The sequence below is a fragment of the Paenibacillus medicaginis genome (assembly GCF_042138635.1).
Taxonomy (GTDB): Bacteria; Bacillota; Bacilli; order Paenibacillales; family Paenibacillaceae; genus Paenibacillus; species Paenibacillus medicaginis.
The window spans coordinates 80,518-94,313 of the sequence record NZ_JBHIRY010000005.1 but is presented as its reverse complement, the minus strand read 5'-3'; the positions used below and the strand labels follow the sequence as shown (position 1 = coordinate 94,313).

Sequence of the window (13,796 nt, the reverse complement as noted above, 5' to 3'; positions counted from 1 at the left end):
CATCTTTTGTACACTCACTTATATGTTCATTATGCGCGGAGAGCCCAGTGCCGACCACGCGACAAGTCCAGACTTTCTTTGTTTTGGTATGATTTTTTTAACAGAAATTTAACATTTCACAAAAATGTTTTACGGAACTCTGTGGGCGTTAGTCCGGTGTGCTTTTTGAAGGCGATGCTAAAATAATTCGTATCCGCAAATCCCACAAGTTCCGCCACCTCCGCCACCTTGCGCTTCGGGTCCAGCAGCAGCTCGCGGGCACGCTCAAAACGAGCGCGGGTCTGATAATCCGCAAAGCTTTCCCCTGTAACCTGCTTGAAACGGACGCTCAAATATTTGGGGCTCATATTCATATAAGCCGCAAGACTGTTCAGACCGCCGTCCTCCTGCAGATGCTCGCGAATCCATTGCCGGGCCTGTTGAAATTTGCGCGGAATCCCTTGCTCGCGCGCTGCCCGGATATGGCGGGCCATCCGGATAAAATAACGAAACACATAGTCGATCATCTCGGGTCCATGCCGTAAACGCGACAGCTCCAGCAGCGGGTCCTGCTCCTGCGCCGCCTCCTGACGAACCGATGCGTCGCTGTGAACGACACGCATGACGAGCAGCATCAACTGAGTGAGGATCATCTTCACCTGCTTCACAGGCAGCCCGGCCAATTGCAGCGACCATTCCTGTAAAATCGCATGTACAGCGGCATCATTGCCAGCCCGCAGCTCCGTAATCATCAGCAGCTCCTTCTCCAGCAAACCGCTGCTGTCCAATGCATGGGTCTGAATGCTCGCAAAAGGGATGATCTGGTTATAGCCGACCCAGGCCCGGTGCTCTGCAGCCAATACAGCCTCCTCATATGCTTCCGGGAGCTGCTCCAGCCGCTGCACCGGGCGGCTGATCCCGATGGAGACCGCCTGGCTCAGCCGCTGCTGTACCGCCTGCCGGATGTGCTGCGCCGTCCGCTCCACCGCGCGGCTGGATGCTGCCGACAGCAGCACGATACGCCGATTCCGGGACACCGCGGCTCCGTATGTCTTTACACCAGCTTCAGCAGTGATGTCGCTCCAAGTCAGTCCAGTGAAGATAGAACCACTGTGATTTTTGCCGCCATGCAGCTCACCTGCAGAAGCCGCTGCCTCCTGAGAGGGTTCCTCCAGTTCGCAGCAAAGTACGATATAAGGCAGACTGCCGCTCTCACCGAAGAAATTCAGCCTCTCCATCTCGCCAATCACCGCCTCGGCCGGACGCCGCTGCTGCAGCAGATCCAGCAGCAGATGCTCCCTGTACCATGGCTCAGATGAGCGCTGGCGGTAAATGGCCTCCTCTCCCCCTCTGCGTGATTCGGCAATCCGCTCCCCGGCCCTTCTCAAGGCTGCTTCAAATTCCTCCCTCGTTACGGGTTTGAGCAGATAGTCGGTCGCCTGCAGCGATAGCGCCTGGCGAATATAGGGCACGGATTCGTACCCTGTCAGAAATAACAGAGGCGTATGCAGATCCTTTTCCCGAATGGCCCGGGCCACCTCCAACCCGCTTGCATCCGGCAAATGAATATCCAGCAATATCATGTCCGGTCGCCGCTCCGCATACAAGCGTAATGCAGTCTCACCGTCACCCGCCATGGCACTTACTTTTATGGATAGCCCGCTTTGTGCCACCATGCGCTTGAGCCCTTCCCGAATATGGTATTCGTCGTCCACAATCAGCAGCCGGTACATGCCATCTCTCCTCTCTTTATTCAGACCGAATCGGCGCAAGCAGAGTCACCGAGGTATAATACCCAGGCTCGCTCGTCACAGACAGTCCATACTGCGGACCATAATGCCGCAAACGCTCATGTACATTGCGCAGCCCAAAGCCCTGGGCACTGCCCTGCCCGGATTCAAGGGATTTCCTGATCTTCTCCAGACGTTCTGCGGCCATCCCGTGCCCATCATCACTGACCGTTAATCGTAACGCCCCCCCTTCCTTTGTACCGGATAACATGATATAGCCGGGATCGGTACGGCCTTTGAAGGCGTGGTAAATGGCATTTTCTACAAGCGGCTGCAAAATAAGCTTGGGGACGTAAAAGCCGCAGATTTCTTCCTCCACTTCGCAAATCCATGCAAACGAATTGTGAAACCTGAACTGCTGTACCTTCACATAGGCGCTTACATGCTCTACCTCCTGCCCCAGGCTGATTTCCTCCCGTCCGTAGCTTAAGGAGATGCGAAAGCATTTGCCAAAAGCTCCGATGACCTCCGCCATATCCCCTTCTCCCTTCGCAAGCGCCATACCCTTGAGCGACTCCAGCGTGTTGTACAAAAAATGCGGGTTAATCTGCGCCTGCAGCGCCCGGAACTCCGCCTGCTTGCGGGACAGCATGGCTTCATACACTTGCCCGTACAGCTCATGATTTTTTTGCAGCATATGAAGATAACGCTCCCCGATCTGTCCCACTTCATCCTTTGGGTTAAAAACCATCGGAGCGGGGGGCCTTGGGACGGAGGGGTCTATGGCGCTTATCCCCCCATCCGCCGCCATTAATCGCCTGAGCTGCAGCAAAGGACGGTAAATGGTATCACTCATGCGATAAGAGAGAAACCAGCCCAGTGCCAACGCAATCCAGAACGTCCAGATGGTCCAGACACCTACCTTGCGCGCATCCTCAAACAGCACAGAGGCATCGACGGTTTGCAGCAGCGTCCATTGTCCTTCATTTAATGAGCCATAGGAGATCATCGTTTGCCGCCCGTTCCATGTCCGCCAATCCTTGGCCAGTTCAGGCCGGTCTGCAGCGGATTCCGCAATCTGCCGCAAAAGCTGCCGGTCAGCCGCTCCTTGCTCCGGCAAGCCGTACACGGCTTGCCCCTTCTGATCCAGCACCCACATCTGCATATTGCTGTCTGCTTCATGGAAAGAAAGTCCCCGGAACAAGCTCTCCTTGTCCATTTCCAGCAGCAGAAACCCGAGCGGTGCATAATCTCCGGTCGTTTTTCGCAGCAGCTTGCCGACATAGATGCGATCCTCCGGCAGCCTGCGCCCTGATGCGAACGGTGAATGAGTCATCCAGATCATGGGCTGCTCCGTGAGCAAGCGGCGATACAATTCGTGGGCTTCATTTAATGTAGGAATACCGCCAAAACGGACCGACACATTCCCCTGATAGAGAAAATGCCTCGGCCCGCCATTGGCGGCATAAATAAGCGAGGATATGATATACGGCTTGCTCTGGGTCTGCGCCCGGACAACCATGCTAAGCGTTTCATCATTCCGCAAGTAGGCATAGTCGTCCTCCGGTTTGCTGTCCAGCGTAACCTGCACATCAGGATTGCTCAGAACGGCATTGGTCAGATCATTCAAATCGGAAAGGGTCGAATTCACATAATTCACACTCATTTTCCAGGATTGCATAGCCAGCGCCTCCGACTTCTCGCCAAGGGAATGAGCCGCGATCCGGGAAAAAGTAAACGTCAGCACCGCCATCGGAACGACGGTAAGCACCAGTGTCAGGACAATAATCTTTCCGCGAATGGTGGGAACTCCGGTGAACCTGATACGACCCTTTTCCCCCATACATCCTCCTCCTTACACATCATGGAAGTCATGTTGCTAAAATACAAGGATACCCGCCGCCACGCTTTCCTTTGCGGGAAAAGAGTGACGACGGGCAACGTTAATCACAGCTATTTAATATTTCCTCTCCCGATCAGGGATTTCCTGCTGACTTGCCAGAACTGATGGGCGAAACCGGTAAATCAGATGTCACCGGGGGGACCGGGGCTGCCAAATTCAGCTCGTTATCCGGGCTTTCCATCTGAACCTCTGCCCCCGCTTCAATAACGGTTACCCTCGCTATGGCCTGCAACAGGGTGCCTTCTACCGTGCCCTTCACTTCAAATGATCCGGGAGCAGCGTAGAGTGCTGGATCTATATCCTCCCATTGCACATCCACCCATTTGCTGGAGCCTTCTCCTTCTCCATACGTAGCCTCCACCACGCTCGGAAGCTCCGGCTTGATACCTGCAGAGGTTGTTACACTTACTTCCTTCAGAGCCGTGATATCTCCCATCGGCAGCAGGCTCTGTGCGGTCGCGGTGGCCAGCCCCTGCACCTCGGCTGCACTCAATGCACGGCTGTAGATGCGGAAATCATCCACCAGACCGTTGAGGTACGGGTCAGGGTATTGAGATTTGCCGATATAGTTGTTTTTGGTCTGACCCAGACTGGTCGGATTCAAGGTCATGCTGGTATTACGCCCCACCTCCCGGCCGTCCACGTACAAAATTCCTGTGGAGCCGTTCAGCGTGACTGCGACATGCTTCCATACCCCTGTCGGCAGCACAGGGCCGGTGATCGTTTGTTCCTGCCCTGCCCCGTTGCCATTGACCGTTATGGCAAACAGCATCCGGTTCCCGGCTTTGGGGGTCAGGAACATGTATTCATTCGTGCCGGAGCCGAAGTCAAAAATCCGCATATAATCGCTAAGGCTACTAGCCTTGACCCAGCCGGATACGGTCAATTGCTGCGCCCGGCTCACGATGCCTGCCGGAAGCTGCACATAGCTGTCTCTGCCGTTCAGGCTGACAGCGTTGCCTTTGATTCCCGCAGCCCATGCGGCCGTTCCCTTCACAGAGGCGGCGTTGCCGCTGCCCGAGGAATCTGCGGCTACCGTGCCGCTTGTTTCGTCAAGCTTGTATAGCGCAAGCTGCTCAGGCAGCGGTGCCGCCGACTCAACCACCACACTGACGATGTCTTCTGCAGACAGTAAAGAGTCATTGGCGGTCAGCTTGAACTGATACGTTCCCGGCGCGGATACGTTCACCTTTGTGCGCAGTGAGGTTTTGCTGGCGAAGGTGACATTCGCGCCCTGCGGTCCATCAACAAGACTCCACTCGCTGGTCACCTTGCCTTGCGGAAGCCCGTCATCCTCGGCTGTGCCTTTCAGAACGACTGGATCAGGCAACTTCACTGTGAAATCCTGGCCGGCATTGACGGCCGGAGCCTGGTTCGGGTCAGGTGTGGTCGGTGTCAGTTCCACCGTGTAGGAAGCAGCCGTACCGATCTCCAATTTAAGCTTGTTGACTGGCGCATATGCGTTAAATTTCCCTTTCGTTTGACCGTTCACCTTCACCAGGTACGTGCCTTTCTCCAAGCCCTCGAAGGTAACATACGTGGTGTGAGCTTGACCCGTTTGGTTCTTCAATTGGAACCATACATAGTCCTTGGATGCGGATAGCTTGGCTTCGGTAAATTGATCCTTGCTCAGCTCCATGTACAGCTTTTCCGTAATCAGATTAATCCGTTTGTACAGCCCGTCCAGCGGCTTGACCGTGTATACATCACCGCTTTCGCTCACCTCTGCACCGTAACCTGTCAATCCAAAAATCGGATCAACCGCGACATCTGCGCTCAGCGTGTGCAGCGCACCGAACAAACCGAGATCCGCCTCGCCGCTCATACCGCGCCAGCCATTCAGGAGCGGAATATTTCTGCCGCCGCCGGTGCCGTTTGTTCCGTTATTGCCCTTTTCCGCTTGATACGTCCAGGCAACCGCCCCGATGTTCGCCGGGTCTGAGCTGATTTGTCCGGAGTTAATCGCCCCGACGTTGGCAATCTTGGCCGCATAGGACAAACGCTGTTGTTCCTCACGGCGATTGCTCTCATGGTAGCGGATCCAGTCATCCATCGCGTAACCTGCCAGCGAGGTCGTATATTGGAAGTTAAACCAGTTCTCCCCGGTAATCGTGACCGGATCGGCATAATAATACCATACAGGCATATGGCCGCGAGACGCACGCGTTTTGGCATTGATTTTGCCCATCATTTCCAGCGATTTGCTTTCCTCTTCCCCTGCATTCGCTTTCATTTTAGCCAGCGTATATACTGCCTCTTCGCCTGTATTATCGTAGCTGTATTCAGAACCGTAAGGATATTTCGTATTTTTGAAATTGTTGAATTTGCGGTCCATTTTTTCCTTGAGATCACTTGCCTCATCCACGAAACCCTCTTCTTCAAGCGCCTGAATGATATCTGGTGTGGTCAGCTCGCCCATCAGACCTGTTTCCCAGTTGTACGCGACTGGCCCTTCATACAAGGCTTTGAAGATGTTATACGCCCGCAGCAAATACGTTTCCTTCGGATGCTTGTAAGTCACAAGATTCGGGTACTCCTTCGCAATCTTGTACATGCTGAAATAGGTGTTGTATACGTGCGGATACGCATATCCGCGATAGGTCGGTGTATCGTTCGGCTCTGGCATCAGGAAGTCATGGATTAAATAATCCTCATGATGCCCGTTCATCAGATTCGTCCAAATGGCTGTCTCCAAATAATCGTCCACCGCCTGCACTTCTCTGGCAACCGGAGTCAGTACATTTTTCTCGGCCAGGAACTGTCCGTGGGTCAGACCCCAATCATCCCCCCAGCCCCAGTAGCCGTTAAAAACATTACGTTTGGATTTGGTATTCATCATCCAATCGTCAAACACCTTGTCGCGCAGATCCCCTGGCACGTTCCACTGCGTCTTCTCGACCATAAAAGTAGAGTGCCGCTGCAGAGCCTGATCCACTGGCTCGATGGCGTAGAACTGTAGCACCGTTTTGCTGCCATTTCCGTATTCCACCGTAATGTTGTTCGGCCCCAGCTTGGTGAGCTGCAGCTCATAAATGTTATGCCCGCCAGCCTTGCTTTCCGTCAGCGGAATGACAGTTCCATCCGGGTAAGTCACCTTGTTAATCGCCTGCTTGGTGCGCAGGTCCACCTTGGCCTTCTGATTCGTAGGCACAATCATGCCCGGCACAACGGTGACATCGAGCAAATTTTCCTCGTACAGCTTGTTTTTCATGTCCTGCTCCTCCTTCACCGCCAGGAACTTGAAGCCATAATTGCGGTTTTCACCAGCATTCAGGGTCAGGCTCGTGTTCGGCAAATAACCGCGGTTGGTAGACTTGATGACATTGGAATGAATATAAAAAACATTCAGCCCCTCGATCCATTTGCCTTCATTTGCCGGATTCCAGGCCCACTTACTGCCCGGATGCTCCTCATCCCGCCAGCGATCCTGATACTCAAAACCTGCGCCTGTCGCGGCATCCGGGATCATCATCAGGTAAGATCCAACACCACTCGGGCGGCCTGCTGTAACATAGGAGCCGTTATTGCCGACAAAGGAATGGGTCACAACTCTCGTTTCGTAAATCGCGTCCCCATAGGTCCACTGCTCATTGAAGGGCAGCGGCAGACCAAAATCGCCAATTTCCAACTTTTTGCCACTCGTATTCTGCACCTCGATATTCCACCGCACCGAACCATCCGGCTCCGCCGAATACGTCTCAATCACTTTAAAATTGCGTATGCCTTCCGCATTGCCCGAATTCTCGTACGTGACGGTAACAAGATTGCCACTGCTCGTAATCTTGCGCACATCTGCCGACTTGTTCGTCCACGCCTTGGTCCAACTGCCCCCGTCCAGTCTGTACGTGAACATCAGCTCGCCCAGCCATTGATGATCTGCGGTGTTCTGCTCCGGGGATACCGTGGCGTTCATCACGTATTCTGTCGGGAAAGCGTCTCCCTTGATCCGAATGGATGAAATTTCGCCATGCTGACCGGTCTGAATCGTCAGCTTGTCATTAGCCAGCTCATAAGCCGCTGCCGTCTGCATCTTCAAGCACATGGACGCTGCCGTTAAAACGAAAAAAGCCGTCAGAATCATTTTCCATTTCATACACATGGCCCCCTTCCGGAATCGAAATCCCTCGTTTGCTTGCCTGTCACCTGCAGTCTCATCATAACGCCGCAACCTCCTTTATCGAGAATGTAAGCGCTTCACAATCATTGTACATAGCATGTCCCATGGGGAGAATAAACAGTTTCAACCGGTTTATGCAGAATTTCAACCTTTGCAGGCACCTCCTTTGCTGTTTCCTGTGTGGTTACTGGTTTTTCGCTTCTTCTGCTATTATCTGCTCACACTTACCACTCGTTTCGTTCTCCGTGATTTTAAGTATGCAAAAAAAGCTCATTCCTATTTATGGTTCGAGTGGGAATGAGCTTTTGAAATTTTATTATTTTTGGGAATTATTTAAAGAGAACTCGATATGTCGTTATAGCTAATCCCGAAATTGTAATTCCACTACCTATGATCCAAAGAATCAGCTTATTATGAAGGCTGGTGGTCTTTTCCTTTACGTATGTTTTAGTGGCTAAATCAAGGGCTTTGGCCTTATCATCAATTATTGATTTGACCCGATCTTCAGTAGGTAGCTTGGCTAATTCAGTAGATATAAATGATTTTAAGTCTGCTGTTTGATTGGCACTGTTAAGTTGAAGTTTCATGTCCAAAATTTCCAAATCGCTTTTTGATACCTTACTTTCCAACTGACTCTCAAGCTTATCTAACCTTCTAAGAATATCGTCCATCCCTCCGCCGCCTCCTCCTCCAGAATATTCCGAAGTAGCTGCATATTCCCTGAACGCATGACCACCTACTCCTTCTGTATTAACGTCCGTTTTGCTTTTCATCCTCCCTGAAGATCTGTCCTGTATGTAAGCAACTTTAGAGAAATTAGATGACCGTTGAAGAATATGTGTTTTCTCACTCTGCATATTCATCACCAACTTTAAGATAGAAGAATGTTTTCCCAAGCACTTTTCCATTCAGTTCAATAACTGCTCTATAAAGCCCTTCTTCATTGAAGGTAACAGGAACATCAGGTGTTAATCCTATTTCATACGTAAAAGAACTGTTACGCCGTTGTATTCTATCTTCATCATACAGCTCGTCACCATCCAAGTGACTCTTCATAAGATCGATTTCCCATAGCACTTCATTAGCCTTATTAAAAATTCTTATGTATGATTCTTTTAAATCTCTGTTATTTCCAACCGCAACTGCAGCAACTATTGAAAAACTAAATTTAGCAGGTAATGACGAAACAGTCCGATCGATGAAGGGTTTATATATCATTATGTTATCCGCACTTGTTCGTGATACTTCCTCACACAATATTATGTAAGATACATCATAATCAAAATCAAATGCGAGCGTCATTATAAACCATCTCCGTTTACTATCAAATTTATTATAACTACATTATAAACTAAGTAACAGTATTATTTGGCGATTAGTCTTGTAGAAATAAAAAAAGACGCCGCAGCTTTGCTAGCAGAACCCCTTTTCAGCGGCGCTACCGAGTTTACACAACGGCGTGTCCGCATGGTTAACCTCAATATGCGCCATTTGGACTATTTTGTAAATAAATATAGAAAATTATCCCTAGTTCTTATAGACTATATTTATTAATTTTAGGGAGGAGCAGTCAAAGACCTTCCGGGACACTCTCTTTCGCTCCATTTCACAACAATTAATATATGTTTAATACATTGTTAAAAGAATATTATACTCTTCTCGCCATTAAATCCTGTTGAATGAAAGCCTCATTCCGTTCGAACCTCTTATAGAAAAACATAGGAATGATGCCAACCAGGAAAATGATAAACGGCAGCCAGATAAAACTGAACTGAATGCCGGACAACGCGGCAGGCGTTTGCACACCCCCGGCAATATAACCTGTCCGATCCATCACCCACGCTGGCAATAATCCGCCAATTCCGCTACCCGCTTTGATACAGAAGGCGCTTCCTATAGAGGTCAGAAATCCGCTGGCCCGGATGCCATTTTTCCACTCCCCGTAATCTACCGTATCGGACAGCATCGCAAATGGCATGGAACATGCAAAACCGGAACCCAATGCCCCTATGATCCAACCTGTGATAATCAGGGTCAGATTCGCGCTTCCCGTTAAAATCACAACTTGTCCCAATGCAGCCAAAATCAACCCGATGATCATGATCTTATGTTTACCCATTTTCACAGCAAACAACGGAATCAGCACCATCGAGATTAACTGTAAAGAGGTCAAACCATTGATTAAGGGCACCAATTCCTTACTGTTCAGATTGTACTGCAAATAGTAGACAAGTGTTGATGAACGAATATTCAGACCGATCCAGTAGCACAGGTTGGCGGTGACAACGAGCATCCAGGGCCAGTTACGTTTGACTGCGGCAAAGCTTTTGGCAATGGGCACGGGTTTGGCTTTAACGGCCGCATGTTCTCGCAAGTTGGTAAAAGCGATGAAAAACATGATGACAGCCATTACGCCAAATAAAGAGAGTGTGAACGTGAATCCTTTTTGATCATTGCCTTGTCCAAAGAGCGTTACGAGTGGCAGTGTAAACGTCGTAGCTATGAAAAAGCCCACATTGCCCCCGACCATGCGGAAGGAGTTCAGGACAACACGCTCATTGGAATCGGTGCTCAGATTCGGCAAAATGGACGTTATTGGGGTGCTGATGCCCGTATACAGAATGCCCGCAATGATGTAAGTAACAGCAGCATAAGCGATTTTGGAAGTGCCGCTCAAATCAGGTGTCGTAAACGTCAGGACCATGAATACCGCAAACGGGATCGCTAACCATAGAAAATAAGGTCGACTCTGGCCGTATTTGGATTTGGTGCGGTCAATCAGGATGCCCCAAAGCGGGGCATCGATGGCGTCGAGCAAACGGGTAATAAACAGCAGCGTTCCGGCTATTCCCATGGAAAGCCCAAAAACATCTGTATAAAAATACAGCAGATAGCTGGAAATGACGCAGTATAACAAATTGCCAGCCGTATCTGTCAATGAATAACTGATTTTGCGTTGGAAAGGAACTGAATTAGGATTCATATATCCACACACGCATTTCTCCCTTGGTCCGGTTGCACCAGGCGTAATATGGGATGGCCGTGATCGTCTGAGGAATCCATTCCTGCGACTCGGAGCTGTATAATGCGGCAGGACTTTTTACCCGGTAACCCCCTGCGATCAACTTGGCAACTCCACCCAGCAGGCCTGCATCGAACTCCTCCCTGATCAGGCTGCACTTAGGCAATCTTAATCCTGCCAGGTTGGGCCCGTTATCCACTTCCTCCAGACAGTACACGACCGGACCGCGCTGAAGAGCTACCTGCTGTTGATTCATGGAAACCAGCGGATGGCTCCGCATGCGTTCCACAGACATAGCCAGATGCAGAGTTACCACATCTCCATCCTCCCAGGTGCGCTGAAGCACAACATAACCTTTATCCAGGTGATCTAATGAAACGGCTTCCCCGTTCACCTTCACCTCTGCTTGCTTGCACCAACCCGGGATTCGAAATGCCCAGTTAAAGGAAGCTGTCATTGTCGTATGGACAGAAAAGCTTAAATCAGCATCCCATGGATAACGATGAACTTGTGTAATTTCAACCTCTTGCCCGGACAACACAAGGTCGGCCTTACCTGCAATATATAAGTGTGTGTACAGGGTGTCCTCCGTCTGGGTATATACATGATCTTCGACTGAAGCGATCATTCGTGCCAGATTGGGTGGACAGCAGGCGCAGAAGAACCATTTTTGCCGCTCTGTTTTGACATGCCCCTGATCTTTTCTGGACGCTTGGAAAGGATTGACCTCCAGCGGATTGACGTAAAAAAAACGTTTGCCGTCCAGATCCATTCCACTGATCGTTCCATTGTACAGCGCCCGTTCCAGCACATCGGCATATTTGCGATCAGGTGTTAAGCGCAGCATCCGATTGGCCCAGAAGACCAGGCCCACCGAGGCGCAGGTTTCGCAGTACATACTGTCGTTGGGCAGATCATAACTGAAGGTAAAAGCCTCCCCATTGACGGCAGAGCCGACCCCGCCGGTAATGTACATTTTATGATTTGTCACATCTTCCCAAAGGGCTTCGCAGCTCTTCAGCAGGGAAGCATCTCCCGTCGCCGCCGCCAAGTCCGCCATCGCAATATACAGATACATCGCTCTGACTGCATGGCCGACAGCCTCCGTTTGCTCACGAACCGGCCGGTGCGCCTGCTGGTATTCGAAGCCCAGGCCAAAATTGATGTGGCTGTCATCATTCCAGGTAGGAGCTGTTTGAATATGCCTTCTCTTTTCCTGCTCCTCCACAAAATAAATGGGCTGCTGACCACGTTGCTCGATAAAATATTGGGCCAGCTTCAGATATTGAGCCTTTCCGGTCACGCCGTATAATTTGATTAAAGCCAGTTCAATTTCCTCATGCCCCGGGTAGCCTTTCAATTTTCCGTCTTCTGTGCCAAACGTCTGCTGAATAAGAGACACATACTTTTCCATGATGTGCAGAAGCTTGGTTTTGCCTGTCGTTTCGTAGTAAGCTACAGCCGCTTCTATAAAATGTCCTGCACAGTACAGCTCATGGTTGTCTCTTAGATTCGTCCAGCGATTGTCGGGCTCCTTCAACAGATAGTAAGTATTCAGATATCCATCTTCAGCCTGGGCTCTTCCCAGCAGCTCAATCACTTCATCCGCCTGCGCCTCAAGCGCCGGATTCGGATGATCCCTCAGACTAAAGGCCACCGTCTCCAGCCATTTGGCAATATCACTGTCCTGGAATACGGTTCCATAATATTCACCACTTGATTCCCCGGCAGCAATTTTAAAGTTTTCAATGGCATGGCTTGGTTCTGCATCCGGCAACTCATCATTCAATGCCTTCCATTGATAAGGAATGACCTCTTCCGCTACCACCTGCTTGTACTTTTTCCAAAATGAATCCTCCACGATGACACCCTTGACTGGCTTTGCTGTTTTCATTGAACCAACATTCCCTCCTTGATAATAGAACGCTTTCATTTTCCGTGAAATCACGATAAAGTAACATCATACCGACCAGATTAACCTGAGCTCTCCTTGCACAGTGCCTATTTTATCAACCTGAATCCACAAAAAAAATCGCCATCTTTAACTAAAACTTATACGATTTCACACTTGCCTGCATTTTGCAAATGGCAATTGGCTTGCGATTCCGACTGTAAATATGCACTCATAAAGGAGCTGGCTTGCATGAGCAAAACAGATTTTTTATCCTTCCTCGTCCCTCCGCTTCCTTATTTCATTGAGGGCAATTTTACGACATACCAGAAAGGGGATTGGCATCCGAACAGGTACAATCTCGGGTACTTCGACGTCATCATCGTCAAGGAGGGGCGGTTATATATCGGGGAGGAGGATCAGGCGTGGCAGGTTACTGAAAATTTCGCTTTAATTCTGGAACCGGACAAGCACCATTTTCCTATGGAAGCCTGTTCAGAACAAACCTCCTTTTACTGGTTCCACTTTCAAACCAACAGCACCTGGTGCACACAAGTCTTACCCAACTTCATTACACCCAGCGCACCCATTCCGGAGCTGCATTTTCATTCCGAGCATACGACCATTCATTTGCCCAAATTTCAAAAAGTAGTCAATCCGCAGGAGCTGTTTGCCAAATTGGACTACTTGTTAGCCTCCACTTTAAAGCCCAGAAAGCTGGCGCTTTGGGAGACTCAACAAACTTTCGTTAATATTTTCAGCAGCCTGGAGTATGATCAGAGCAGCAAAAACAGCTCTGCCAAGCTGGCAGAGCAGATCGAAATCTATTTAAAGCAAAATTACAAAAACACGGTTACCAATAAAGATTTGGAAGACCATTTTCACGTGCATCAAAATTATCTGGCCCGCTGCATGAAAGTCGCTTTTCAGCGTACACCGCTTGAATATTTAATGGATTACCGGCTCGAGCAGAGCCGTAATCTTTTGCTGCAAACCGACTGGCCCATTCAACAAATCACGGAAGAAACAGGGTTCTCCCAGGCCAGCTACTTCTCCAGATGCTTCAAGGAAAAATTCGGGGTGTCGCCGAAAAATTACAGACAGCAGTATTGGAGGCCAAGCCAGTAGAGGGAGAAGGGTGGGTCACACATTAG

The 13,796-nt window shown here is 50.0% G+C and carries 8 protein-coding genes; 1 reads left to right on the top strand and 7 read right to left on the bottom strand.

Annotated elements, in window-relative coordinates; genetic code table 11:
• Positions 1-116: 116 nt before the first annotated feature.
• The 7 genes from ACE5LO_RS07340 to ACE5LO_RS07310 all read right to left on the bottom strand — a co-directional run bounded on the left by ACE5LO_RS07340 (position 117) and on the right by ACE5LO_RS07310 (position 12,645).
• Entirely contained in the window at positions 117-1,712 is a 1,596-nt protein-coding gene (locus tag ACE5LO_RS07340) for a response regulator (protein ID WP_375519380.1), read from the bottom strand.
• Positions 1,713-1,728: 16 nt separating this feature from the next.
• Entirely contained in the window at positions 1,729-3,552 is a 1,824-nt protein-coding gene (locus tag ACE5LO_RS07335) for a cache domain-containing sensor histidine kinase (RefSeq protein WP_375519379.1), read from the bottom strand.
• Between the two features lie 133 nt (positions 3,553-3,685).
• The gene (locus ACE5LO_RS07330; protein WP_375519378.1) at positions 3,686-7,705 is read right to left on the bottom strand and encodes a DUF5695 domain-containing protein; all 4,020 of its coding nucleotides are present in this window, start codon (positions 7,703-7,705) and stop codon (positions 3,686-3,688) included.
• Between the two features lie 353 nt (positions 7,706-8,058).
• Positions 8,059-8,502 carry a hypothetical protein gene (locus tag ACE5LO_RS07325; RefSeq protein ID WP_375519377.1) on the bottom strand — a complete coding sequence of 148 codons (444 nt, stop codon included), beginning with the start codon at positions 8,500-8,502 and terminating at the stop codon, positions 8,059-8,061.
• A gap of 73 nt (positions 8,503-8,575) precedes the next feature.
• A complete protein-coding gene (locus ACE5LO_RS07320; protein WP_375519376.1) occupies positions 8,576-9,031 on the bottom strand; it encodes a hypothetical protein in 456 nt (151 codons plus the stop codon).
• A gap of 346 nt (positions 9,032-9,377) precedes the next feature.
• Complete coding sequence (locus ACE5LO_RS07315) at positions 9,378-10,712, bottom strand: glycoside-pentoside-hexuronide (GPH):cation symporter (RefSeq protein WP_375519375.1); 1,335 nt, start codon at positions 10,710-10,712, stop codon at positions 9,378-9,380.
• Positions 10,702-12,645: a glycoside hydrolase family 127 protein gene (locus tag ACE5LO_RS07310; protein ID WP_375519374.1), complete on the bottom strand. Its 1,944-nt coding sequence runs from the start codon at positions 12,643-12,645 to the stop codon at positions 10,702-10,704. The genes ACE5LO_RS07315 and ACE5LO_RS07310 overlap by 11 nt, the downstream gene beginning before the upstream one ends.
• A gap of 249 nt (positions 12,646-12,894) precedes the next feature.
• On the opposite strand from ACE5LO_RS07310, the gene ACE5LO_RS07305 reads away from it, so the two are divergent.
• Complete coding sequence (locus ACE5LO_RS07305; protein WP_375519373.1) at positions 12,895-13,770, top strand: helix-turn-helix transcriptional regulator; 876 nt, start codon at positions 12,895-12,897, stop codon at positions 13,768-13,770.
• Positions 13,771-13,796 lie beyond the last annotated feature (26 nt).

Coding starts and splice junctions, on each gene's coding strand:
- ACE5LO_RS07315 (WP_375519375.1), bottom strand. CDS start 10,712: ATGAATCCTAATTCAGTTCCTTTCCAACGCAAAATCAGTTATTCATTG.
- ACE5LO_RS07340 (WP_375519380.1), bottom strand. CDS start 1,712: ATGTACCGGCTGCTGATTGTGGACGACGAATACCATATTCGGGAAGGG.
- ACE5LO_RS07320 (WP_375519376.1), bottom strand. CDS start 9,031: ATGACGCTCGCATTTGATTTTGATTATGATGTATCTTACATAATATTG.
- ACE5LO_RS07325 (WP_375519377.1), bottom strand. CDS start 8,502: ATGAAAAGCAAAACGGACGTTAATACAGAAGGAGTAGGTGGTCATGCG.
- ACE5LO_RS07330 (WP_375519378.1), bottom strand. CDS start 7,705: ATGAAATGGAAAATGATTCTGACGGCTTTTTTCGTTTTAACGGCAGCG.
- ACE5LO_RS07305 (WP_375519373.1), top strand. CDS start 12,895: ATGAGCAAAACAGATTTTTTATCCTTCCTCGTCCCTCCGCTTCCTTAT.
- ACE5LO_RS07335 (WP_375519379.1), bottom strand. CDS start 3,552: ATGGGGGAAAAGGGTCGTATCAGGTTCACCGGAGTTCCCACCATTCGC.
- ACE5LO_RS07310 (WP_375519374.1), bottom strand. CDS start 12,645: ATGAAAACAGCAAAGCCAGTCAAGGGTGTCATCGTGGAGGATTCATTT.